General features: G+C 40.9%; 19 protein-coding genes. 9 read left to right on the top strand and 10 right to left on the bottom strand.

Features of this window, described 5'->3' with window-relative positions:
• Positions 1-43: 43 nt before the first annotated feature.
• Positions 44-1,465, bottom strand: a complete 1,422-nt coding sequence (locus J4N25_RS20500; protein ID WP_207423672.1) for an APC family permease — start codon at positions 1,463-1,465, stop codon at positions 44-46.
• A 181-nt stretch (positions 1,466-1,646) separates the two neighbouring features.
• On the opposite strand from J4N25_RS20500, the gene J4N25_RS20495 reads away from it, so the two are divergent.
• Positions 1,647-3,854: a sodium-translocating pyrophosphatase gene (locus tag J4N25_RS20495; RefSeq protein WP_207423671.1), complete on the top strand. Its 2,208-nt coding sequence runs from the start codon at positions 1,647-1,649 to the stop codon at positions 3,852-3,854.
• A gap of 104 nt (positions 3,855-3,958) precedes the next feature.
• Positions 3,959-5,419, top strand: coding sequence for an amino acid permease (locus J4N25_RS20490; RefSeq protein WP_207423670.1), 1,461 nt, complete (start codon positions 3,959-3,961; stop codon positions 5,417-5,419).
• A 53-nt stretch (positions 5,420-5,472) separates the two neighbouring features.
• Here the strand turns inward: J4N25_RS20490 and J4N25_RS20485 are convergent, their stop codons facing one another.
• Positions 5,473-5,964, bottom strand: coding sequence for a D-glycero-alpha-D-manno-heptose-1,7-bisphosphate 7-phosphatase (locus J4N25_RS20485; protein ID WP_207423669.1), 492 nt, complete (start codon positions 5,962-5,964; stop codon positions 5,473-5,475).
• 147 nt (positions 5,965-6,111) lie between these two features.
• Here J4N25_RS20485 and J4N25_RS20480 point away from each other — a divergent pair, with 147 nt between their 5' ends.
• Complete coding sequence (locus tag J4N25_RS20480) at positions 6,112-6,675, top strand: 2'-5' RNA ligase family protein (RefSeq protein WP_207423668.1); 564 nt, start codon at positions 6,112-6,114, stop codon at positions 6,673-6,675.
• A gap of 48 nt (positions 6,676-6,723) precedes the next feature.
• On the opposite strand, the gene J4N25_RS20475 is transcribed toward J4N25_RS20480, so the two are convergent.
• The 6 genes from J4N25_RS20475 to J4N25_RS20450 form a co-directional block, all read right to left on the bottom strand.
• Positions 6,724-7,593, bottom strand: a complete 870-nt coding sequence (locus J4N25_RS20475; protein ID WP_207423667.1) for an N-acetylglucosamine kinase — start codon at positions 7,591-7,593, stop codon at positions 6,724-6,726.
• An 83-nt stretch (positions 7,594-7,676) separates the two neighbouring features.
• On the bottom strand, positions 7,677-9,389 hold the full coding sequence (locus J4N25_RS20470) for a glycoside hydrolase family 13 protein (protein WP_207423666.1): 1,713 nt from the start codon (positions 9,387-9,389) through the stop codon (positions 7,677-7,679).
• A gap of 406 nt (positions 9,390-9,795) precedes the next feature.
• The gene (gene ispG, locus J4N25_RS20465; protein WP_207423665.1) at positions 9,796-11,799 is read right to left on the bottom strand and encodes a (E)-4-hydroxy-3-methylbut-2-enyl-diphosphate synthase; all 2,004 of its coding nucleotides are present in this window, start codon (positions 11,797-11,799) and stop codon (positions 9,796-9,798) included.
• A gap of 43 nt (positions 11,800-11,842) precedes the next feature.
• On the bottom strand, positions 11,843-12,790 hold the full coding sequence (locus tag J4N25_RS20460; protein WP_207423664.1) for a toast rack family protein: 948 nt from the start codon (positions 12,788-12,790) through the stop codon (positions 11,843-11,845).
• 9 nt (positions 12,791-12,799) lie between these two features.
• Positions 12,800-13,324 (bottom strand): PspC domain-containing protein, encoded by a 525-nt coding sequence (locus J4N25_RS20455; protein ID WP_207423663.1) that lies wholly within the window; start codon positions 13,322-13,324, stop codon positions 12,800-12,802.
• 1 nt (position 13,325) lies between these two features.
• A complete protein-coding gene (locus J4N25_RS20450) occupies positions 13,326-14,027 on the bottom strand; it encodes an SDR family NAD(P)-dependent oxidoreductase (RefSeq protein ID WP_207423662.1) in 702 nt (233 codons plus the stop codon).
• Positions 14,028-14,086: 59 nt separating this feature from the next.
• Between J4N25_RS20450 and J4N25_RS20445 the strand changes: the two genes are divergently transcribed.
• The 5 genes from J4N25_RS20445 (at position 14,087) to msrA (ending at position 18,335) form a co-directional block, all read left to right on the top strand.
• Positions 14,087-14,821, top strand: a complete 735-nt coding sequence (locus J4N25_RS20445) for an MlaE family ABC transporter permease (protein WP_207423661.1) — start codon at positions 14,087-14,089, stop codon at positions 14,819-14,821.
• Complete coding sequence (locus J4N25_RS20440) at positions 14,818-15,570, top strand: ABC transporter ATP-binding protein (protein ID WP_207423660.1); 753 nt, start codon at positions 14,818-14,820, stop codon at positions 15,568-15,570. The genes J4N25_RS20445 and J4N25_RS20440 overlap by 4 nt, the downstream gene beginning before the upstream one ends.
• A 72-nt stretch (positions 15,571-15,642) precedes the next feature.
• Positions 15,643-16,530: a class I SAM-dependent methyltransferase gene (locus tag J4N25_RS20435; RefSeq protein ID WP_207423659.1), complete on the top strand. Its 888-nt coding sequence runs from the start codon at positions 15,643-15,645 to the stop codon at positions 16,528-16,530.
• Positions 16,531-16,616: 86 nt separating this feature from the next.
• Entirely contained in the window at positions 16,617-17,675 is a 1,059-nt protein-coding gene (locus J4N25_RS20430) for a hypothetical protein (RefSeq protein WP_207423658.1), read from the top strand.
• Positions 17,676-17,789: 114 nt separating this feature from the next.
• Positions 17,790-18,335: a peptide-methionine (S)-S-oxide reductase MsrA gene (msrA, locus tag J4N25_RS20425; RefSeq protein ID WP_207423657.1), complete on the top strand. Its 546-nt coding sequence runs from the start codon at positions 17,790-17,792 to the stop codon at positions 18,333-18,335.
• A gap of 37 nt (positions 18,336-18,372) precedes the next feature.
• On the opposite strand, the gene J4N25_RS20420 is transcribed toward msrA, so the two are convergent.
• Together J4N25_RS20420 and J4N25_RS20415 are read right to left on the bottom strand one after the other, a co-directional pair.
• Positions 18,373-21,111: a DNA gyrase/topoisomerase IV subunit A gene (locus J4N25_RS20420; protein WP_207423656.1), complete on the bottom strand. Its 2,739-nt coding sequence runs from the start codon at positions 21,109-21,111 to the stop codon at positions 18,373-18,375.
• Positions 21,112-21,267: 156 nt separating this feature from the next.
• Positions 21,268-23,796, bottom strand: a complete 2,529-nt coding sequence (locus tag J4N25_RS20415; RefSeq protein WP_207423655.1) for an ATP-dependent Clp protease ATP-binding subunit — start codon at positions 23,794-23,796, stop codon at positions 21,268-21,270.
• Positions 23,797-23,985: 189 nt separating this feature from the next.
• Here J4N25_RS20415 and ettA point away from each other — a divergent pair, with 189 nt between their 5' ends.
• On the top strand, positions 23,986-25,668 hold the full coding sequence (ettA, locus tag J4N25_RS20410) for an energy-dependent translational throttle protein EttA (RefSeq protein ID WP_207423654.1): 1,683 nt from the start codon (positions 23,986-23,988) through the stop codon (positions 25,666-25,668).
• Positions 25,669-25,815 lie beyond the last annotated feature (147 nt).

Raw genomic sequence — 25,815 nt, 5'->3', positions numbered from 1 at the left:
GTGACCAATTATATTTAGGGAAACCGGCCTTAAGCCGGTTTTTTTATGTCTTTTTCTCAGTTGAATCTTTTTTCCACAAGAAGAATATTGGCAAACCGATTAGAACGATACCTAACCCAGGCCATGTATATTCAGGCTTAAATTTCATCAACAAAAAGCAAAAAGCTAAGCCCATTATAATATAGAGCGCTGGTAAAACAGGGTAACCAAAGGCTTTGTAGGGGCGTTCAGCTTCTGGCCGCGATCTTCTTAATATATACACTCCAAGTATTGTAAGGATGTAGAAGATCACCACTACAAAAGATACCATATCAAGCAAGTCGCCATACTTACCGCTCAAGCTTAAGACACATGCAACTAAACACTGAATCCATAAAGCAAATTCAGGAACTGCGTTCTTATTAAGTTCTGCAGTCTTTTTAAAAAACAAGCCATCTTTCGCCATTGTATAGTAAACCCTGGCGCCCGATAAGATCAAACCATTATTGCATCCGAAGGTCGATACCATAATCATGATAGCAATAATCTTCGTTCCAATATCACCGAATATAACAGAAGAAGCCGCTACAGCCACTCTATCCTTTTCCGCTGTCGCAATCTCCTGAAGGGGAAGAACTGAAACATATACCACATTGGCTAGAACGTAAATCACAGTAACAATGAAGGTTCCAAGGAAAAGACTTAGACCAATGTTTCGCTTAGGATTAACAACCTCTCCTGCTATAAATGTTACATTATTCCATGCATCGCTACTGAAAATAGAACCGACCATGGCCGCAGCAATAGCTCCGAGAGTGGCAACTAACGTATAAGTTTCGATTGATGTATCTTTATTTAGTTTATGAATATCCCATGCGTTCTGCCAATTCGCATTCCATACCTCCGCTTTATAAGCAATAAATCCGAAAGCAATCAAACCAAAAAGGCTTAGAAGCTTAGCCAGAGTAAATGATGTTTGTATCCACTTACCCGTTTTTACACCTTTCGTGTTCGTGTAAGTGAGAAAAGTAATAACTACAATTGAAAGCAACTGAGCGGCCGAAACCTTGAAGTATCCGAAATCAGCCAGAATATTATCTTCACTTACAGCGGGAATGAGGTATGCAGTAAACTTTGAAAAGGCCACCCCTACTGCCGCAATTGTGCCGGTTTGAATTACAGTAAAAAAGCTCCATCCGTAAAGAAATCCGACTAGAGGGTTATATGCTTCTTTTAAATAAACATATTGTCCGCCAGCTTTGGGAAACATCCCACTTAACTCGCCATAACTTAAGGCAGCAGTTAATGTCATAAAGCCGGTGATTAACCAAATTGCTATAAGCCAGCCGGCAGAACCAACATTTCTTGTGATATCTGCACTAACGATAAAGATTCCCGACCCGATCATGCTACCAGCTACTAATAATGTAGCGTCAAGCAAACCTAGTTCGCGTTTCATTGTTACATTTTCCTGAAGTTCTTCCATGAATAGTTAAAGAAATTCCACTAATATATTTAAAAATACTCCTCTTACTATGTCAATACCGGAAAAACCATCATACCTAAAGAATAAAGCTCTTGGGTTAAAGCCTAAATATTTGCAATAGTCGCTAGGGCTTTTATATTTGAATATAACTAACCATTTCTAAACAAAACAAAGACATTGTATGGATTTCTTGTACAGTAATATCATCTATCTAATCCCTCTCCTTGGCCTCGTGGGAATTCTTGTAATGCTTTCAAAATCAGCCTGGGTCGTAAAACAAGATGCCGGAGATGAAAATATGAGAACACTTTCAGGTTATATAGCCGACGGAGCGATGGCCTTCTTAAAAGCAGAATGGAAAATACTATCCTACTTTGCAGTTTTTGCCGCAATCATCCTTGCCTACTCCGGGACTTTAGTTGAAACCTCAAGTCCGGTAATCGCAATATCATTCCTAATTGGTGCCTTTACCTCTGCTTTTGCTGGATATATTGGAATGAATATCGCTACCAAGGCAAACGTAAGGACAACTCAGGCCGCGAGAACGAGTCTTGCTCATGCGCTGAAGGTTTCTTTTACAGGAGGCAGCGTAATGGGGTTAGGTGTTGCAGGCTTGGCTGTTCTTGGGCTCGGCTCTCTATTTATAGTGTTCTATCAGGTCTTTGTAGTAAGTAAAGGTGCTGATGTTAATGGAGAAGAAATGGAAAAAGCCCTGGAAGTGCTCGCTGGGTTTTCGCTAGGAGCAGAATCCATAGCACTGTTTGCACGAGTTGGCGGAGGGATTTATACCAAAGCAGCCGATGTAGGTGCCGACCTGGTAGGAAAAGTTGAGGCTGGAATCCCGGAAGATGATGTGCGTAACCCTGCAACAATCGCAGATAACGTTGGAGATAATGTTGGGGACGTGGCAGGCATGGGTGCCGACTTGTTTGGTTCCTATGTGGCAACCATTCTCGCTACGATGGTTTTAGGCCGGGAAATAGAATCAGCAGACAACTTCGGGGGAATTGCACCAGTATTGCTGCCAATGTTAGTAGCAGGCCTTGGTTTGATTTTTTCAATCGTTTCCACCTACTTTGTTAAAATTAAGAATGAAACAGATAATGTTCTCACTGCTTTAAATACCGGTAACTGGTCATCCATCATCTTAACGGCTATAGCTTCGTATTTCGCCGTTACCTGGATGCTTCCTGAAACCATGGAGATCCGAGGTTATCAATTTACGAGTACGGATGCATTCCTATCAATTATCGTTGGATTAATTGTTGGGGCGTTGATGAGTGTGATCACCGAATATTATACGGCGATGGGTAAACGACCGGTAATATCAATAGTAAACCGTTCCTCTACTGGTCACGCCACAAATATCATTGGAGGCTTGGCAGTAGGGATGGAATCAACTTTGCTTCCTATCCTGGTTCTTGCCGCAGGAATTTATGGATCTTACTATTTCGCAGGACTATATGGAGTGGCAATAGCCGCAGCGGGAATGATGGCAACTACAGCAATGCAATTAGCTATTGATGCATTCGGACCTATAGCAGATAACGCTGGAGGAATCGCAGAAATGAGTCAGTTGCCTGAGGAAGTTCGAAACCGGACTGATAATCTTGATGCGGTAGGAAATACAACTGCCGCCACCGGAAAAGGATTTGCCATTGCCTCTGCAGCTTTGACCTCTCTGGCCCTGTTTGCCGCTTTTGTTGGAGTGGCTGGCATTAACAGTATTGACATTTATAAGGCAAACGTGTTAGCGGGACTATTTGTAGGGGGGATGATCCCATATATCTTTTCTTCATTGGCAATCTCAGCAGTAGGAAGAGCCGCGATGGATATGGTGCAGGAAGTGCGTCGGCAGTTTCGTGACATCCCGGGAATTATGGAATATAAAGCTAAGCCCGAATACGAACGCTGCGTTGAGATCTCTACCAAAGCATCTCTTCGTGAGATGATGCTTCCAGGAGCAATTGCTCTGATTGTTCCAATCATTATTGGCTTTGCATTTGGCCCCGAAGTTCTTGGTGGGACTCTCGCAGGAGTAACAGTTTCAGGTGTTTTAATGGGAATGTTCCAATCGAACGCCGGAGGGGCTTGGGATAATGCTAAGAAGTCGTTCGAAAAAGGCGCTGAGATAAATGGAGAAACTCACTATAAAAAATCAGAGCCGCACAAAGCATCTGTTACAGGAGATACTGTTGGTGATCCATTTAAAGACACCTCCGGCCCTTCTATGAATATTCTGATTAAACTCATGTCTATCGTTTCATTGATCATCGCTCCGCATATTGCCGAGGTAGATAATTCTGACATATTAAGGAGTGAAACTAAACAGGAAATAAAGACGGAAACTGTAGTCAAGATCCTAAAAAAGGAAATTCGACTTAAATAACTAGAAAAAAATGCAAAAGGAAGGGATTTTGTGACATAAGCCCTTTCCTTTTGCTCTTAAAATCTTTACGTTTGACAAAAAAGCTTTCATTATAACTCTTATTTATGTTTTATAAAAAATCTCTTGACCAGTTACTGAATGAATCGAAGAACGAAGGAGGATTAAAGAGGACATTAACCGCGAATAATCTTATCTCTTTAGGTATCGGAGCAATTATAGGAGCTGGAATATTTACTTTGACGGGAACGGCTGCTGCTCTTCACACCGGTCCTGCTGTTGTCTTATCATTTATTCTTGCTGCCGTAGCTTGTGCATTTGCTGGCTTATGCTATTCCGAGTTCGCCTCTATGATACCGATCGCTGGAAGTGCCTATACCTATGCCTATGCAACCCTGGGTGAGTTTGTAGCCTGGATCATTGGATGGGATCTAATTATAGAGTACCTATTTGCTTCTTCAACTGTTGCTGTTTCTTGGTCAGGATATGTCGTGAGCTTCCTGAAAGATTTCGGGATACAAATACCCGCAAGTATTGCACAAGCACCTTATGATTATGATTCTGCAACCGGTGCCTTTACACCAACAGGGGCTATCATAAATTTCCCAGCAATATTTATTATCGGCATCATTACTACCCTTCTTGTTATTGGAATAAGCGAGTCCGCTAAATTTAACAATGTTATTGTTGTATTAAAAGTGGCTGTTATCCTTTTATTTATCGCTTTTGGGGTCAGTCATATCAATACAGCCAATCTTACACCATTTATTCCTGAGGCCAAAGGTCCGGGAGAATTTGGGTTCGATGGAATTGTACGGGGAGCAGGAATTATCTTCTTTGCATATATAGGCTTCGATGCAGTTTCAACAGCTGCACAAGAAGCCCTTAACCCGCAGAAGGATATGCCGAGAGGGATTCTAGGTTCACTGGCTATCTGTACCGTCATTTACATTCTAGTTGGTATCGTAATGACGGGTATGGTTCATTACCCTGAACTAAATGTTCCAGATCCTATAGCAGTAGCTGTAAATGCAGGGGGATCAGATCTATTCTGGTTAAGATTTCCTATAAAGATTGGTGCTATTGCTGGTTTAAGCTCAGTGATCCTGGTTATGCTATTAGGTCAGCCTCGGATATTCTATTCCATGTCTCATGATGGCCTGTTGCCAAACTTCTTCAGCATTATCCATCCGAAATTTAAAACCCCATATATCACCACAATCATTACAGGAATTCTTGCTATGATCCTAGCAGGCTTTGGTCCAATAAATCTGTTAGGAGAACTTGTTTCAATAGGAACACTTTTAGCGTTCGTTATTGTTTGTGGAGGTATTCTAGTTCTACGTTATACAAACCCAGAACTTCCAAGGCCCTTTAAAACGCCGTTTTTCCCTGTTGTTCCTATACTGGGAATTCTTGTCTGCCTATACCTAATGGCGGGTTTGCCTTGGCATACCTGGGAAAGATTGATTATTTGGTTAGTTATAGGAATAATAGTCTACTTCGGTTACAGCCGACGCCATAGTAAAGTTGGGAAATCTCTTCGGGGACCGCTTGCTGAGCATTAAAATAAAGAAACCCGGCCTGTTGGGGTCGGGTTTTCTATAATAGATATTTCACGCTATGCAATTAAATGCAATACTTCTGATATTGGCTGATCTGAGTCGATCAAAATACCTTTAATACCTGCTGCTTCCCCCGCAATTACATCCCTTTCCCTATCGCCTATAAAATAAGCTTGCTTTTTATCGACGTTAAACCTTGCGATAGCCTTTTCCAGCAACAAGGATCCAGGTTTTCGGCACATACATTTCCCGTTGTACTCGGGATGATGCCTGCAATAATAAACCTCCGTAATATTCACACCATTTGCCTCATAGGTGTCAATCAAATGCTTATGCATTTTTCCTAATGTCTCTTCTGTATACCATCCTTTTGCAACGCCGCCCTGGTTAGTTACGACGATCAATAAATAACCTCTGTCTTGCAACTCCTTTAGGGGAGCGAAATTATGCTCAAGGATGTGAAAGTCGTCAAAATTGCAAACATAATCACCCAGCTCTTTATTAAGCACACCGTCACGGTCTAAGAAAACAGCTTTATTTTTATTCATCAGGTCAAAACTACGATTTTTTAGGTGAAAGTTTCCTTTGTTAATTCAAGCATAAAGCACAGTTTTAAATATTAAAATAAGAAGAAAGAGAGTATATAACGAGGCAATATTTACTAACAATATTAGTATTTTCATTATCTTTACTGAATGCCTCTTTACCTGACTGCCATACTACTCCCCTCCCCGCTGTCCGAAGAAATTGATGATATCCGGAAGGAAATATCCAGCAAATACAATGTTTATGCAGCTCTAAAACCTCCTGTTCATATAACACTTTACCGACCTCTCAGTATCCCTTTAACAACGGAGAAAAACCTTATACAGCTGCTTAAGCCAGTCGCATTTATGCATAACTCATTTGAGCAGAAGTTGCAGAACTTCGACAGCTTTAATAACAAGACTTTGTTTGTTCATTGTGTCAAGCAGCCTATTCTAAACAACTTACAAAAGGACATATCTGCTGTCTTCCACAAAAACAAACTTGACCCAGACGAAAATAAGAGTAATAGCTCATTTCACCCTCATATTACCATTGCGTTTCGGGATGTAACCCCTGAAATCTTTATACCCCTTTGGGCGGAATACAAGAATAGGAAGCTTAAAAGAAGCTTTACTATTGATCGCTTTACTTTATTGAGGCATGACGGAAAGAAGTGGCAAGCGCTTGAGGAGTTCTTACTGCAAAAGCCAGAAGAGCTAAAGCTTTTTTAGGATACAGCAAAGCCATATCGAGTTATGGCTTTGCTGATAAACTTATTTTTAAGAAACAACCTCAGTATTTGTAAGAAGAAGTTGTTTGTGATATATAATCAATCCTTCAATTGGTGATTTCAAGATTTTGCCGGTTTTCATTCCATGTCGGTCTGCTACAGATGCAAGAATATCTTTGAAGTAAAAGCCAACAGAGCCCACTGAGTTGAATTCGTATTTCTGATAATCAGGATAAAGACTAACTAAATTTGAAAAGAAATCATTAAAGGAAGACTCTACCAATTTATATATATGCTCATTATCAATGTGCTTGGCTATAAACTCACAGAAGCTTGCACAAAAACGACTCACAAGGGGTTTAGTATAAATCCGATCAAGAATTTCATCAATGGTATAGGTATAAGCTCCGTTAAAGCTTTCTTTAATCGTATCGGGTAATGTTCCTCTCACCAGATCCGTTAAGAATTTCTTACCAATATAGCATCCGCTTCCTTCATCTCCTAATATATACGCAGCTGAGTCGATGTGGTAAGAAATTTTATTACCGTCATAAATAGCAGTGTTTGTTCCAGTTCCAAGAATTGCAGCGAAACCTGCATCCTGATTTAATAAAGCGCGACAGGCAGCCAAAAGATCGTGTTCAATAAAAGTGCTCGCCTTGGTAAATATGCGTCCGAAAGCCCTTTCAAGAACTGCCGCTTTTTCCTTATTATGTACTCCTGCGCCATAGAAGTAGATTTTTTCTACGTTCTCAGTTACTAAATCCTCAGGCAGTACGTCTTGCAAAGAAGACACGATGTATTCTTCGTCAACAAAATAAGGATTATAACCTTCCGAGTAGAAATCCTTTGTATTAAGATCCTTACTTATTAAACTCCAGTGAGTTTTGGTCGAGCCACCGTCTGCAATTAAAATCATATCAGAAAATTTCGATAAAAATAAAAAAACTTAGTGTAAGCTATACACTAAGTTTAATAAATTTTTTAAAAGATACTTTCGCTCTATAATGAGAATATAAGCGCTTCAAAAGGACGCAATTTATCTGGCCTTCCTATCGTGTCACCGTAGTTAGAAATTACAACTTTTGAGTAGCTAAGATCAACTTCGGGAATCCAAACGGAGGCTTCATGTGGTTTAAAGTTTAGAATTACAATGAGGATATTACCGTTGAGCTCCCGCTTATAAGCATATACGTGAGGATTATCCCGATCAAGCAACGTGTAGCTTCCATATACTAGTGTAAGTTCGCTCTTTCTAAACTGAATTAATTTCCTGAAATAGTTCAGTATTGACTCCGGGTCCTTTTCCTGGGCGCTTACATTTACTGTATTGTAATTCGGGTTAACCTTTAACCATGGTGTACTCCCTGCGCTGGTAAATCCCCCATTCGCTGTACTATCCCATTGAAAAGGGGTTCGACTGTTATCCCTTGCTGTGATCTTTTGATTTTCTATAAATCGTTGAGTATCGCCTCCTGTCCTGTAAATATGCAGATACATGTTCCGGGTTTCGATATCCTGATAGTCTTCAATATCATCGAACTTAATATTACTCATCCCAATCTCGTCGCCCATGTAATAGTAGGGCGTGGCTCGCATAGTTAACAGAAAGGTAGTAAGCATTTTAGAAGAAACGTCCCGAAACTCCTCGCTGTCAGATCCCCAGCGCGTAAGCATCCTGGGATTATCGTGATTTGCAAGATAAACCGTACCCCACCCCTTCTCGGCGTAAGTATTATCCCAACGGGTAAATACGTCCTTAAAATAAACAAGATCGTAACCGTTCGGATCAGGAGCTTTGAACTCGTAGGGAAGCAAGCCGATGCCAGTTACATCGAAATGGTATAGCATATTCAACTCCTTTCTGTCAGGATCTACGAAATCCATCGCTGTTCCGGTGTTAACGCCAATACCTTCGGCTACCGTCATAATATCATACTTGCGAAGCACCTCCCTGTTCATTTCCTGCAAGTATTTATGGAGATACGGCCCCTCAGAATAATACCTGACGTAATCGTTATTATAATGATCAGGTAAAGGAGGATAAGTAGTATCTTTAGAGATAAAAGGAATAACATCCATACGGAAGCCATCGATGCCTTTATCGAGCCAGAACCGCATCATACGATAGATCTCGTTTCTTAGGTGAGGGTTCTCCCAATTCAGATCAGGCTGTTTTACGGAAAAATAGTGGAGATAATAAGAATTAGTTCTTTCATCATATTTCCAAGCGTCGTTATTGACATCAAAGAAACTGAACCTGTGTGAGGGCCTACCTTTCTCAGCGGGCCACCAATGATAGAAATTCCGATAAGGATTATCGCGACTGCTTCTTGCTTCTATAAACCATCTATGCTCGTCGCTGCTATGATTTACTACCAAGTCTAAGATAAGCTTTATACCTCTTTCATGAAGGCCCCCTAGAAGTTCATCAAAATCTTCCATTGTTCCGAACTCCTTCATAATTCCCTGATAATCGCTTATATCGTAACCATTATCATCATTTGGAGAAGAAAATATCGGATTAAGCCATACAACGTCGATGCCGAGACTTTGAATATAATCTAATTTTGAAATTATTCCTTTCAAATCTCCTACACCATCTCCGTTACTATCTTTGAAACTTCTTGGATATATCTGGTATACAACAGCTTCCTTCCACCATACTCGTTCAAAGTTACCGTTGTTGCTACTATCTGCGTACTCTTTCTCCATTTATAGTTCTCAATTTAATCTATAGCACAACACCAGGTGTGAAAGTTGGTTTATAAATAAATGAAGACGAATTAATCGAATTACGCTAATTTAACACGAATTGAGTAATGGAGATAGTTAAAGCTAAAGCACAATGGCATAGTGAAACTTCTTATAAAGGATCGAGAAAATTAAAAGAACACGAATTACTCTAATTAACACGAATTACATGGTGCATAAGTTAAGGACCGTGAATTTTGAATGAACGCCCATTATACTGATTGCTTTAATTAACACGAAAACCTGATGTGCAAGCGGAAAGTTAAAGCATAGCTGCTAAGGGAAACCCGACTATTAAGGGTCCGGGATTTTTAATAGATACGAATTATTCTAATTAAGACGAATTACACCAAGGACCTTCGTAAAGCTAAGCTACAGCGTCAGCAGGCTCAACCCAATTGCCGTCAGTTCTGATGATCTCAATTAATTCGTCTAGAGCACTTTCGGTGTTTACATTTTTTTTCACAACTTCTTTACCCCTGTACAGTGTAATCTTCCCTGGTCCGGCACCTACGTAACCATAATCAGCATCGGCCATCTCGCCTGGCCCATTAACAATACAACCCATGATCCCAATCTTTAAGCCTTTCAGGTGGCTTGTACGACTCCTGATCATTTGGGTAGTTTCCTGAAGATCAAACAATGTTCTTCCACAACTTGGACAGGAAATATATTCGGTCTTTGATATCCTCGACCTTGTGGCCTGGAGAATTCCAAAAGAAGTACTCACAATAGTTTTAGTGTCTACTGTTGGGGCATCTAACCATATACCATCTCCAAAACCATCTACCAATAAAGCACCGATGTCTGTAGAAGCATATAACTGCAAATAAGTTGCAGTAGGGACAGCCGTATCGAGGAGTTCAACACCATAGCTTCTCTTGATAATAACAGGAACCTTTATTCCCGCTTTAGATAACGTGAAAAAGAATTGACGTTGATCAGCCATTCCATGCTCTTCCCTTGTTTCGAGTACAAACACAAGTGTTTGATCCACTTGCACATTAAATAGCTGCTCTCTCTGCAAATCAGCATTTGTAATTGTCACGAGATTTAAGGAAGAGTCCTTAACTGTTGCTCCTATATATTCTTCTAATGTAAAAAGAGGATGGCAGTTCTTTTTACTCTGCAGCCCTTTCCATGTATTATAATTGTACAGCTGCTTTAAGTTACCTGGCATCGTAAAGGAAGGTAATTGATTTGCCAGATACACGAAATCAACGGATTGCTCACCCATGTTATACTTATCAAGCAGCGCCGAGTAGTTGTAACCCGTATCTGTAAGAATATTCGGGTCTTTGAGATTTTTTGCAGACAAGTCTATAATCACACGCGGCACCTGATGGCCACCTATAAATGTATTTAATTCAGCTGTTTCTCTTTTTTTATAATCGTAGGGCGAAAAATTTAATGGAAGGTCTGAAATTATTTTCCCGGCATCAAAGCTTTCGCTGTTTAAACGCCTTTGTTCATATCTTTTTGCAAGGGCAATTGCCACAGGTGCTTCCGCCTCAGGTTCTTCCGTTAAAGAAACACGAATGGTATCTCCTAATCCATCTTCTAGCAGCGTTCCAATTCCCACGGCAGATTTTATGCGGCCATCTTCTCCATCCCCAGCTTCTGTAACCCCCAGATGCAAGGGATAGTTCATTCCTTCATTCTGCATCGTCTCTACTAGTAGCCGGTATGCCTGAACCATTACTTGCGGATTGCTCGACTTCATTGAGATAACCAGGTTATAGTAATTCAAAGTCTCACACATGCGGATAAACTCCATAGCCGATTCAACCATTCCTCTTGGAGTATCCCCATAATAACTCATGATACGGTCTGACAGAGAGCCATGATTTGTCCCGATACGCATAGCCGTTCCATACTCCTTACATACTTTTACCAAAGGTGCAAACTTGGTATAGATACGCTCTAATTCTGCCTGATACTCCGCCTGCGTATAGTCCAGCTGGTCAAAACGCTTCTTATCAGCATAATTCCCTGGGTTAATTCGCACTTTTTCTACAATCCGTGCTGCAACTTCAGCGGCATTCGGAGTGAAGTGAATATCTGCTACAAGCGGCACATTGTATCCTCTAAACCTAAGCTCTTTCTTGATATCTGCCAGATTCTGCGCTTCCTTAATACTGGGAGCAGTAATACGAACATATTCACAACCAGCCTCTACCATTCGAATGGTTTGCTCAACAGTTCCCACCGTATCCATTGTATTCGTAGTAGTCATACTCTGGATCCGTATTGGATTTTTACCTCCCATAGGTATATCGCCTATACTTACCTCACGGGTAAGATAACGTGAATATTGAGTCAGAGAGTTGCAGTACTTGCCCTTTAGTTCAGAATTTGTATCAGAGATCATAGCAATTAATCACGCAAAATTACATAAATGGTTTGGGAGTTAACTAATATCTCTCTACTCTTGCTTTAGATAATCCGCCGCTGATATTTATTATAAAGTGATCTCTTGCTTCAGTGTATCCTGGAGTAACATAAGTTCCATCATCCCGCTTTTCGAATCCATCAAATTCATTTGATGAAAGACCTGTATCAGTATGAATTTCACAGGCTGCATTTTCAGGAATAGAAATCGTTAATTTCGAAACACCGGTTTCAGTATCGATTGAGGTGACCGTCTGAGGGGCACCAAGTTTGATATCAAAAGATGCAGCTCCTCCCTGCAATTTAATACTCTTTATTTTAAAAGCACTCAGATCAAAATCGATTTTCCCGGCACCTACTTCCAGATTTAGATCCCAAACAGGTTTAGTATTTAATTTAAGCCGGGCTTTTCCTCCTCCTGAACGGCCATGTAAGTTATGCTTGCCAGACATACTAAAAGAAAGACTATCTGTACTATCTAATGAGGTTTTAAGCAAAGAATAGTCTGTTCCTCTTTTTTTAACCTCTGCAACAAATAGCTCTCCCGTGGTATCCCTTAATTCATATTTGGTTGCCCCGCCTTCAATATTTAGTACGGCATACTTAGTGGTAGCCGACAAAGGCTCCGAAAAAGTATTTCCCCGGGTTTCCGCCTCATCAACCCTACCTTCATCGCGTTCGTCCGAATCATGATGTTCCCATCCGAAACCGAACCCATCTTCCTGATCTGGCTTGGTACCCTGTATGCCAATAAACACCAGCGCAGCAATCGTAATAACTACAGAAATTAGCCCCCCTCTGTTAGAATCTTCACCAGGAAATAGCATATTTACTCCAAGGATAATCAGTACAAGAGGCCAAAACCGCCAGATGATTGACCAGTGAAAGTCGATCATTCCAAAATTATCCAATAGCAGTACGCCACCAATAAATAAAAAAATTAATCCCCAAATTACTCTTTCCGTTTTCATACTTTTATTTTAAAGGCTCTCGCCTGTTGAACTCGTTTCATTGTTTTCAAAAGGTGTCTCCTTTTTAGGAAGATCCTTATTTTTTGATGGCTTAACCAGAATCACCAACCCTATTGCCACAAACACAAGAGGCCACAATTTTTCAAGGGAAATCCAATCAGGAAGAGTGAAGAACTCATCCAACAGGAAATATGAGCCTAAAGCAATCAGGATCATCCCCGTTACATATCTTACACTATTATCCCTCTCCTTTTTGTTAATACTTACCGGGCTGGTATAACTTGATGCTAAGTCAGGCCCCTCGTAAATTCTGTAATCAGACTCTCTACTGGTAGTTTTCCCATAGGTAATGGCTCTTGCAGGTACAGCTATCCATAAGATAATATAGATCCAAACGCCTGAGAAGCCAAAAATGGTAAGGCAGATAAAAAGTACTCTTATCCATGTAATTTCTACGTTCAGATAATCTGCCAGGCCAGCAGCAACACCTGCAAGCATCTTGTTCGACTCATCTCTTTCTAATTTCTTTTCCATGTTAAATATTTCCTCCAGAAGGCGATATCAACAACTCATCAGGATTAGCACCAACACTCATCATTAAACAACAAAGAACCGCATCAGCAATATCTGCAGCAGCTATAAAGCGTTCGGTAGGAATGCTAGTACCTTCCCAGGAACTTGTTAAAGTTGAACCTGGATGAATTGCTGTAACTTTTACCCTGTGAGCCATCAATTCTTGCCTTAATACCTTGGTTAGACTTAATAGCGCAGCTTTTGTTACAGAATAAGATCCAGCTGCAACAACCGGGGAAATAGCTGCAACAGAGCATATATTGATGATATGTCCTTTTTTAGCCTCCCGCATTTGGCGACCGAAAATCCGGCACAAATGATAAGCGGTAAGGTAATTAATCTGAAGTTGCTTTTGAAAATCACTCTCGTCCTCATCAAGGATAGAAGCTGGAATGAACACCCCTACATTATTAATTAAAACATCAACGGAGTCAAAGTGTTGTTGTACAAAACCGGAAAAGCGCTCAACTTGCAAGGGATCCGAACAGTCTGTAGCCAGGCCCAGAGCTGAAACAGAAGGGTTTAGAGCTATAAGATCATCGCATAATGTGTTGATATCCTGTTGATCACGAGCACAAAAGATGATATTGTATCCTGCTTCAGCTAGTTTAAAAGCAATAGCTCGACCTATTCCTTTGGTTGCTCCGGTTATTATAGCGTTCATATTATATTTCGATTTAAACTGTAACGTTAAAAAAACTTATTTTTAGCAGCAAAAAAGATATGATCTTTTATCCTCTAGGGAAATATATTCTACTATTAAAAGCAGCTTTCAGGAGACCTGAAAAGTGGAACATTTATCGGAAAGAGATCTTCAAGGAAATGGTCTCTATTGGTGTAGGTTCTGTTTGGATCATCTCCATAATTTCTGTATTCCTTGGAATGGTAACCACTGTTCAAACTGCCTACCAGCTGGTAAGCGACTTTATTCCCAAATCAATCATCGGTATGATCGTTCGCGACTCTTCCATCCTTGAACTAAGTCCGACTATTTCAGCTATCGTACTTGCGGGAAAGGTTGGGTCGAGTGTTGCCTCCCAGATAGGAACAATGCGTGTTACCGAACAAATTGATGCTTTAGAAATTATGGGAATCAATTCTCCAGGTTACCTTATTCTTCCTAAAATAATAGCTGCTGTTATTACTATTCCAATGTTAGTAGTCATTTCTATTGGACTAAGTATTTGGGGAGGATATATTGCAGGTACCTTGTCGGGAGCCGTGACCCAGAACGAATTTATTCAGGGAGCCACAGATGGATTCCGCGGATTTACAATAACGGTATCAATGGTTAAGGCTGTAATTTTTGCATTTATCATTACTTCTGTTTCAGCATACCAGGGATTTTACACTTCCGGTGGCGCTCTTGAAGTAGGTATTTCCAGTACCAGAGCCGTTGTTGTAAGCTGTATTATGATCCTGTTTGCTGATTACGTAGTTGCCCAACTTTTATTATGATTGAGATTAAGAACATCCACAAAACTTTCGGTGAGAACTATGTTTTAAAGGGAATCTCATCAGAATTTAAAGAAGGTATGAACAACCTGATTATCGGGGGATCTGGTTCAGGAAAAACTACTTTGCTGAAGTGTATGGTTGGCCTGCATGAGCCAGACGAGGGTTCAGTGATCTATGATGGACGGGATTTTACCAGAATGAGCTTTGAAGAACGTATCGAGATCCGGAAGGAGATTGGAATGTTATTTCAGAGCTCAGCGCTGTTTGATTCTATGACAGTTGAAGAAAACATCATGTTTCCACTGAACATGTTTACAGATCAAAAAAGAAAAGAAAAGCTTGATCGTGTAAACTTTTGTCTGGAACGAGTAAACCTGACAGGAAAGAACAAGCTATTCCCGGCTGAATTATCAGGAGGTATGAAGAAACGTGTAGGTATAGCCAGGGCTATATCTATGCAACCACGATATCTATTCGTTGACGAACCAAATTCTGGCCTGGACCCTAAAACTTCAATAGTAATTGATGAGCTGATAAATGAGATTACCGAAGAGTACCGGATCACGACGGTTATAGTGACACATGATATGAACTCCGTTATGGGAATCGGGGATAACATAATTTTTCTCTATAACGGCAAGAAAGAATGGGAAGGCTCAAATAAAGATATTGCTAAATCTAACAGCAAAGAATTGAACGATTTTGTGTTTGCAAGTCGTTTTATGCAAGCTGCCAAGGAGAAGTTATAAGAATCCGTGTTTCCAAGTCTTTTTCTCTACATTTGCCCCAAATAACAGGAACTCCGTACATCCATTATATAAATGATTCAACTCCTTACCCCGCAGCACTGGAAAGATTACGAACTGATTGATTGCGGTAACTTCGAGAAGCTTGAGCGCTTTGGTAACTTAATTTTAATTCGCCCAGAACCTCAGGCGGTGTGGGATAAGCAATTACCAGAATCAGAGTGGCAAAGACAGCATCATATCCGTTTTAAGGGCCGTAGTGCTACATCCGGAGAATGGGTAAAGAAAAACACTAAAAGTCCCGACCGGTGGCACATTTCTTACGAGAATAAGGATATAGCAATTAAATTGCGACTCGGGCTCACCTCCTTTAAACACGTTGGATTATTTCCCGAGCAAGCTGTGAACTGGGATTACATTTCAGATTCGGTAAAAAAGTTTAAAACACCTCAGCCAAAGGTTTTAAACCTTTTCGCTTATACGGGAGGCGCATCAGTTGTAGCAAGGGCAGCTGGAGCAGATACTACCCACGTTGATTCCATTAAACAAGTAGTGACCTGGGCGAATGAAAATCAAGAACTTTCAGGGCTTCAAGACATCCGTTGGGTAGTAGAAGACGCCTTAAAGTTTGTTAAACGGGAGCTAAAACGTGGTAAGAAATATAATGGTATTATACTCGACCCTCCAGCTTACGGTCACGGACCCAATGGTGAGAAATGGAAATTGGAAGATCATATTCTGGAAATGATGAAAGAGGTAACTCAACTGCTGGACGAGAACGAACATTTTCTTATCCTCAATACTTACTCTCTTGGTTTTTCATCTGTTATAGTTGAGAACTTGTTAAGGAATACGATCAAAGATCCTCAGAACCTTGAGATCGGAGAATTATTTCTTCAGGCAACGGCAGGCTCCAAACTTCCGCTGGGAGTTTTTGGCAAGGTGAGAAAATTCAGCACGTAAATGTGTTAACAAGTACATTTGCCGATGATATCTTTTATTTGCAAGGTTTACTGACAAGGACTATTTTGCATTATTAAACATCTGAAATGATAAACAAGCATATATTATTTTTAGGATTAGCATTAGTAGGTGCAGGCGCTCTTGGCTGCAGCGAAAATACTTCAAAAGCAGGTAATAACTCCAATAGCTCGACTAAGGAAGTAGCCGCAAAGGATAGTTTAGCTTCTGCCGATTCGGCACAAGCTACATCTACTGCTGCTGTTGATACCGCCAAGTATAATGAAAAAGTAAGAGAGAACGCCAATGGGGATACTACCGGTCGCTGGCCTGTAAAAAATCAACCATACCCTCTTCCTGGCGCTATTCTACCTTTCAAAAGGATTGTGGTTTACTACGGCAATATGCATTCTAAAAAAATGGGAGCCTTAGGAGAATATGCCCCAAAAGAAATGTGGCGGAGACTCAATGCTGAAGTTAAACACTGGGAACGGGTAGACCCAAAAACCCCGGTACAAAAAGGTATTCATTATATTGCAACTGTTGCCAGCGGTACGGCTGGTAAAGATGGAGCTTATGTTAATCGTATGCCAGAAAAGCAGATTGATTCGGCTCTAACTATCGCTAAAATGGAAAATGCTATCGTGTTTTTGGATATCCAGGTTGGACTTAGCACCATTCAAAAAGAGCTTCCCAGATTTGACAAGTATTTAAAAATGTCTCATGTGCATCTGGGCATTGATCCTGAGTTTGCAATGCGTAAAAAAGGTGTTCCTCCTGGCAGAAAGATCGGTACCTATGATGCAGAAGAAATAAACTATGTAACCGACTACTTGGCCCGTATCGTGAGAGAAAATAATCTTCCTCCTAAAGTTTTCGTCTTACATCGCTTTACGCAAGGTATGGTTACTAACTACAAAAACATCAAACTTCATCCTGAAGTACAGTTCGTAGTGCATATGGACGGATGGGGTGAGCCTGAGTTAAAGCTAGGTACCTATCGGAATCACATTTTTAAAGAACCTGTTCAGTTCACCGGTTTCAAGCTTTTTTATAAAAATGACCTGAAAAAAGCGCCTAACAGATTGATGACTCCTGAAGAGTTAATGAAGTTAAAACCGGTTCCGCTATATATTCAATATCAATAACTAGAGAAAAATGACATTACTAAGGGCAGAAATAACATTCTGCCCTTTTTATTTGTATTTACCTTATAAAATCTAAGGCAGCTAAAAGTTCGTAGATTATTTAAAATAAATGAAATGGCATTAGAAACAGCAACTTTCGGCGCTGGGTGCTTTTGGTGCACCGAAGCGGTATTTCAAAAACTAAAAGGCGTTTCAAGAGTGGAGTCAGGCTATATGGGAGGCACACTTGAAAATCCAACATATAAGGATGTTTGTAATGGCGATACAGGGCATGCAGAGGTAATTCAACTTGATTATAATCCTGAGGAAATTTCCTTTGAGGAGCTACTTCTAGTATTCTTTAAAACCCATGATCCCACAACCTTAAATCGTCAGGGTAATGACATTGGTACCCAATACCGTTCTGCGGTATTCTATCACACCACCCAACAAAGGGACCAGGCAAATGAGATGATCGATAATCTGACTAAAGAGTTAGTCTTCGATCGTGCGATCGTTACAGAAGTAGTTCCAGTAAGTGACTTTTATAAAGCAGAAGGATATCACCAGAATTATTTCAATCTAAATAGCGGTCAGTCATACTGCGCATTTGTAATACAACCAAAACTGGATAAGTTTATTAAGCAATTTAAAGATAAGCTGAAACCAGAATTTCAATAAACAAAAAAGGTTCAGAAGTATCTGAACCTTTTTTGTTTTAGAACAAACCTAGCTGCCCTTTATCCATATGAATATCTTCCGGATTTGTTATTTCCAAAGAAATGTTCTTCTTCTGCTCTTCAGGAGGAGCTGCTCCGGTAGCCTTTGCTGCCAGTTCCGCATCTTCATCGTCTGGACTCACAATTTCTTTTTCAGCTTCTTCATCCTGCTTTTCAGCTTCAACAATTTCTTCAAGCGGAGTTTCAGGAACAGGATCCGGTACATCTTCAGGGTCATCGTGCTCTGCAACCAATTCTATTGCCTTGATTTCCTGAGCTGAAAGGCGATTACCTTGAGCTCGCATACCTTTCACATCAATTACATCAGAAAGATTAATTTCTACAGTTTCCGCAGCCTGCCCCTTGCCTTTCGACTGGGTAACCTGAATTATTGGCTGGGCAGCTCCTGAAATAAGGATAAGCTTTGATCCCGGCTCCTCATTAATGATGCTTACTATCTTGCCAATTGCTATATCTTCAAAAAGGAAGCGTTTTACATAGTAGTTTTTCGACTTTCCATCCAAATGAACTACGCTATAAACTTTTTCAGGATCATATTTCTCAATAAGAATCATCTTATCATCGAAATGGTTCGTCAAATCGAAGGAAGTAAGCTCGTAAGTTCCATTACCAATAACGGTTAAAATCTTATCTGCTCCGTCGAATTCGCCTAAGAATTTTCCGCGACCGTCTACATTTAAACGTTTAAGTATATCATCATACCAAATCTTTCTACCAGCAAGGGTTGAAACACCTTTTGCTTTCAGAAGAACCTTTTTAATTGGGAATTTCGTCGCCGTATTTCCAATTGACCCTCTCCCTTTTATCGCTACTTCTGCAAAGTTCAAGTCCATTTGCAGTTTTCTTAGCTTAGAGTGAGGTTTTAGCTGGACGGTCACCACCTCTGCTTCTCCATTCGGATTGGCTGTAAAATAGAGAACTTTGGTACCCTTGGTTCCTTTTGTTAAGTCATATTCCTTGTCCCTAGTTATTCCAAGTACATTAAATCGTTTGATATAAGAGACCCCACTTTCACCATCCTTATAGATCATGTTATATACTGTCCGTTCATCACCTTTTTTGAAGACCCCAACATGAATTATATCCTTACCTACGAATATCTTCTCCTGGACTTTAGTTACAATAAAGCGCCCGTCTTCGCGGAACACTATTATTTCATCTATATCAGAGCAGTCACAAACAAACTCATCTTTCTTCAGACTCGTCCCGATAAAGCCATCAGCTTTGTTCACATAAATCTTTACGTTTGCAAGTGCAACCTGCGCGGCTTCAACCTTTTCAAAGGTTCTAAGCTCTGTTTTCCGCTCCCTTCCTGCTCCATATTTAGCCTTAATTCTTTCAAACCAGGCGATAGCATAATCAGTAAGGTGTTTTAAATGATGAGTAACTTCCTTAATCTCATCCGCAAGAGCCTTCATCTGTTCATCCGCCTTCTTTACATCAAAGCGAGTAATACTGCTCATCGGCTTATCGATAAGCTTCTTATAATCTTCGGGTAAGATCTCACGGTAGAACTGAGGGAAAAACGGCTCAAAAAGTTTATTCAGAACCTGAACCACTACCTCGAAGTTCCCGGAATTCTCATAGTCAGGATGCTTATACATCCCTTCCTGGATAAAGAGCTTTAGCAATGAGCTGAAGAAGATCTTCTCTTTCAACTCATTCAAACGGATCTCGAGCTCCTGCTTCAGAAGGTTCTTTGTGTGTTCAGCATTGGAGATCAGAATATCATTTACACTTAGAAAGTGTGGCTTGTCCTCGTGAATAACACAGGTATTCGGAGAAATTGAAACCTCGCAATCCGTAAAGGCATAGAGAGCATCAATAGTTACATCAGGAGAAATTCCAGGAGCAAGATGAATAATGATCTCAACATTTGCCGCTGTATTATCTTCAATCTTTTTAATCTTGATCTTCCCTTTATCGTTAGCCGATATCACACTATCGATCAGACTTCCAGTGGTAGTAGTAAATGGAATTTCAGTAATGGCAAGGGTTTTTTTATCCCGTTCTTCTATTCTTGCCCTTACCCTGACTTTTCCACCACGCTGCCCTTCGTTATAATTAGAACAGTCTGCCATTCCCCCCGTTGGGAAGTCCGGAAGAAGATTTGGTCTGTTCCCTCTCAACACCTCTATACAAGCGTCAATCAGCTCCACAAAGTTGTGAGGCAAGATCTTTGTTGCCAAACCTACCGCAATCCCCTCCGCTCCCTGGGCCAATAGCAGAGGAAATTTAACAGGAAGCGTTACTGGTTCCCTATTTCGACCATCGTAGCTCAACTGCCATTCGGTGGTATCAGGATTAAAGACAACTTCTTTCGCAAACTTGGATAATCTGGCTTCAATGTAACGAGGTGCTGCAGCTGAGTCCCCGGTCATAGGGTCCCCCCAGTTCCCCTGAGTATCAATCAAAAGGTTCTTCTGACCTATTTGCACCATTGCATCACCAATAGAAGCGTCCCCGTGCGGGTGATACTTCATGGTATTACCAATGACGTTGGCGGCTTTATTAAATCGACCGTCATCCATCTCCTCAAGCGAATGGAGGATACGTCGCTGCACGGGTTTTAACCCATCATTAATGTGCGGAACAGCCCGATCAAGGATTACATAGGATGCATAATCAAGGAACCAGTTCTCGTACAGGCCGTTGATTGAGGTAACGTTGTGTAATTTTTCGTCGTTATCAATATTGTCTAAAGGTTCGTCGCTCATCCTTTTCTAAAAACTCATAAAACAAGTAAAGATAGTGGTTTTAGGGATATGAGTTGAGTATTGATTTTTGATTTTTAGGGCCAGCCTAACATGGCCAACAAAAAAAAAGCCCGACTTTTACTGCCGGGCTTTTTTCTTCAGGTATCAAATTAAGAATTACTTCTCTTCTTCGCTACTTTGAATATCTACTTTCTTTACGTGAATTTTGATCTCTTCCGTCTCAGCAACGTAATCAACTTCCATCACGTCGCCTGCAATAAGCTCTCCTTTAAGGATCTCTTCTGCAATAGGATCTTCCAGATATTTCTGTATCGCACGTTTTAAAGGACGGGCTCCAAAGTTGGAATCATATCCCCTGTCAGCGATAAAGTCTTTCGCTTTCTCTGTTAGTTCAATATTGTATCCGAGATCATGCACTCTAGAGAACAAAGCCTTAAGTTCGATATCAATAATTTTGAAAATGTCTTCTCTTGTTAGAGAATTGAACACGATCACATCATCAATACGGTTTAAGAATTCAGGAGCAAAGGCACGTTTTAACGCATTTTCAATAACCCCTCTTGAATGAGTATCGGCTTGTAACGCTTTAGCATTAGTGGTGAAACCAACACCCTGACCAAAGTCTTTTAATTGACGTGCTCCAATGTTTGAAGTCATGATCACGATAGTGTTACGGAAGTCAACTTTTCTTCCCAAGCTATCTGTTAACTGACCTTCATCCAAAACTTGTAACAAGATATTGAATACATCCGGGTGAGCTTTCTCGATCTCATCCAAAAGAACTACCGAATATGGTTTACGGCGAACTTTCTCAGTCAGCTGACCACCTTCTTCGTAACCCACGTATCCCGGAGGCGCACCTACTAAGCGAGATACCGCGAATTTCTCCATGTACTCACTCATGTCGATCTGGATCAAGGCATCCTCGCTGTCGAACATGAAACGTGCTAATTCTTTAGCCAATTCAGTTTTACCAACCCCGGTAGGACCTAAGAAGATAAATGAACCGATTGGTTTTTTAGGATCCTTCAATCCTGCACGAGTACGCTGAATAGCTTTTGTAAGTTTCTTGATCGCTTCCTCTTGGCCGATGATTTTTCCAGCCATTAGTTCAGGCATCGCCAGCAATTTCTGGCTGTCTGTCTGACCGACACGCTGAACAGGAATACCGGTCATCATCGCCACTACTTCAGCAACATTATCTTCAGAAACAGTATAACGTTTTGTTTTTGTTTCTGCTTCCCATGCCGCCTTAGCTTTGTCGAGTTCCTCAAGAAGGTTCTTCTCAGTATCGCGAAGCTTAGCAGCTTCTTCGTATTTCTGACTACGAACTACTTTATTCTTCTCAACTTTGATCTCTTCTATTTTCTGCTCAATATCAATGATCTCTTGAGGAACATGGATATTTGTCAGGTGAACGCGAGAACCAGCTTCATCTAAAGCATCGATAGCTTTATCTGGTAAGAAACGATCTGTGATATAGCGTGAAGTTAAAGACACGCATGCATTGATCGCTTCAGGAGTATAAGTAACCGCATGGTGTTCCTCATATTTCTCCTTGATCCTGTTAAGGATCTCAATGGTTTCATCCGGAGTAGCAGGCTCTACCATTACCTTTTGGAAACGGCGATCCAAAGCTCCATCCTTTTCAATGTACTGGCGGTACTCATCTAAAGTAGTTGCACCAATGCATTGGATTTCTCCACGAGCTAAAGCTGGCTTAAACATGTTAGATGCATCAAGAGAACCAGAAGCTCCACCAGCACCTACAATAGTATGGATCTCATCGATGAATAAAATCACATCGGGAGATTTCTCCAGTTCGTTCATTACAGCTTTCATTCTTTCTTCAAACTGACCACGGTATTTTGTACCAGCAACCAACGAAGCAAGGTCAAGCGTAACAACGCGTTTATTAAACAAAACTCTTGATACCTTACGTTGAACAATACGGAGTGCAAGACCTTCAGCAATTGCTGATTTACCTACACCTGGCTCCCCAATAAGAATCGGATTGTTCTTTTTACGACGTGACAAGATCTGAGAAACACGCTCAATTTCTTTTTCACGACCTACAATCGGATCAAGTTTTCCTTCCTCAGCAGCTTTTGTTAAATCACGTCCAAAGTTGTCAAGAACCGGAGTTTTAGATTTGATATCAGAAACCTTTTTCGGCTGGCTGAATGAAGACTCTTCCTCCCGGAAATCGTCGTCACCTGCAGCGGAGCCCGGCATTTCATCTCTGAACCCTTCTTTATTCTGTTCTACTTCCGCTTTGAATACATCGTAATTTACGTTGTACTGCAAAAGAATTTGCGAGGCGATATTATCGTCATCACGTAAGATTGAAAGCAGTAAATGCTCAGTGCCAATCACATCGCTCTTAAAGATTTTGGCTTCAAGATATGTAATTTTAAGAACTTTCTCTGCCTGTTTAGTTAGGGGAATGTTCCCCAGATTTGCTGTTGTGCCCGAAGTACCTTTTACAGCATCTTCGATCGAGCGACGCAAACGTACAGTATCAACACCCAACGCTTTCAGTACCTTGATAGCCATTCCATCGCCTTCGCGAATAAGGCCAAGTAACAAATGTTCGGTGCCAATGTAATCATGTCCCAGCCGCAACGCTTCCTCCCTACTGTATGATATTACGTCTTTGACACGAGGTGAAAATTTAGCTTCCATTATAAAACCTTTCTGTGTGTTGAACGCCCTAATCTATCAAAATGTTTCATAAATCAAAGGGCGATAAGTGTAAAAAAATTATCAACAATTAAGCCAAAGGACCATAGATGTACGATAATAGTCTAATATAATAAAAATTACTATGAAGTACGGTAAATCACGATATTTGGATCTCTTTTTCAAGCAAAAATGGCAGACGAAAAAATAATCTTTTCGATGGCTGGCGTAAATAAGATTTACCCTCCACAGAAACAAGTACTTAAGAACATATATCTATCCTTTTTCTATGGCGCCAAAATTGGCGTTATAGGTTTAAACGGTTCAGGTAAATCTTCATTGCTCAAAATAATAGCTGGTTTAGATAAATCTTTTCAGGGAGAGGTAGTTTTCTCTCCGGGCTATAGCGTAGGATATTTAGCACAGGAACCAGAATTGGACCCTGAAAAGACAGTTAGAGAAGTAGTAGAAGAGGGCGTGGCGGAAATAACCTCTATTTTGAAGGAATACAAGGAAATTAATGAAAAATTTGGTCTTCCAGAGGTGTATGAGAATCCAGACGAAATGGATAAACTCATGGCGCGCCAGGGCGAACTTCAGGACAAAATTGATGCGACCGGAGCATGGGAGTTGGACTCAAAGCTAGAACGTGCAATGGACGCATTAAGAACCCCCGATCCCGACAGCAAGATTGCCACATTGTCAGGAGGAGAGCGCAGGCGAGTAGCATTATGTCGGTTATTGCTTCAGGAACCAGATGTCCTTCTTTTGGACGAGCCAACCAACCACCTTGATGCAGAATCAATTGATTGGCTGGAGTTACACTTGCAACACTACAAAGGGACCGTTATTGCCGTAACTCACGACCGTTACTTCCTTGATAATGTTGCGGGCTGGATCCTCGAATTAGACCGTGGGGAAGGAATTCCATGGAAAGGGAACTATTCATCCTGGTTAGATCAAAAATCCAAAAGACTGGCACAGGAAGAGAAAACTGAAAGCAAACGCCAGAAAACACTTGAGAGAGAGTTGGAATGGGTACGAATGGCTCCAAAGGCTCGCCACGCCAAATCTAAGGCCCGTATTGCTAATTATGAAAAGATGGCTGCAGAAGAGGGTCGTGAGAAAGAAGAAAAATTGGAGCTCTTTATTCCCCCAGGGCCACGCCTTGGAAACGTTGTTATTGAGGCACAAAATGTTACCAAAGCTTATGGAGACAAGGTCCTTTTTGAGAACTTAAGCTTCACTCTTCCTCCAAATGGTATTGTTGGAATCATCGGACCTAATGGTGCGGGTAAAACAACTTTATTCCGTTTGATCACGGGACAGGAGACTCCTGACAATGGAACCTTCCGTGTTGGCGAAACCGTAGAACTGGGATATGTAGATCAAATGCATAATGACCTTGATCCGGAAAAATCTGTTTGGGAAAATATTACAGGAGGAAATGAATCCATCCTTCTGGGTAACCGTCCAATTAATTCAAGAGCGTACGTATCTAAGTTTAACTTCAATGGAGCGGATCAACAGAAAAAGGTAGGAGTACTTTCCGGTGGAGAAAGAAACCGGGCTCATCTTGCCATTACCCTTAAAAAAGGATCAAACGTGCTTCTTTTAGATGAGCCTACCAACGATATAGACGTTAATACCCTTAGAGCATTGGAAGAAGGACTTGAAAATTTTGCTGGTTGTGCTGTTATCATCTCCCACGACAGATGGTTCCTTGACAGGATCTGTACCCATATTCTAGCTTTTGAAGGAGAATCCCAGGTATATTTCTTCGAGGGCAACTACAGTGATTACGAAGAGAACAAGAAAAAGAGATTAGGTGATTCGGGACCGAAACGAATCAAGTACAAGAAACTTATTGCATAGGTCGGTGAGCCTTGAGTGGTCAGACGTGACTAATCAGCGATCAGACGTGAGTGGTGAGGCAACAAAAAGACCTCACTGCTGACATCTCATCGCTGATACCTGACCAGTCAAACCTGAAACCTGACCAATACATGGGTCTTTGTCTTA

The organism is Desertivirga brevis (genome assembly GCF_017355835.1).
The sequence above is the reverse complement of the archived record's forward strand: the minus strand, read 5'-3'. Positions and strand labels throughout refer to the sequence as shown.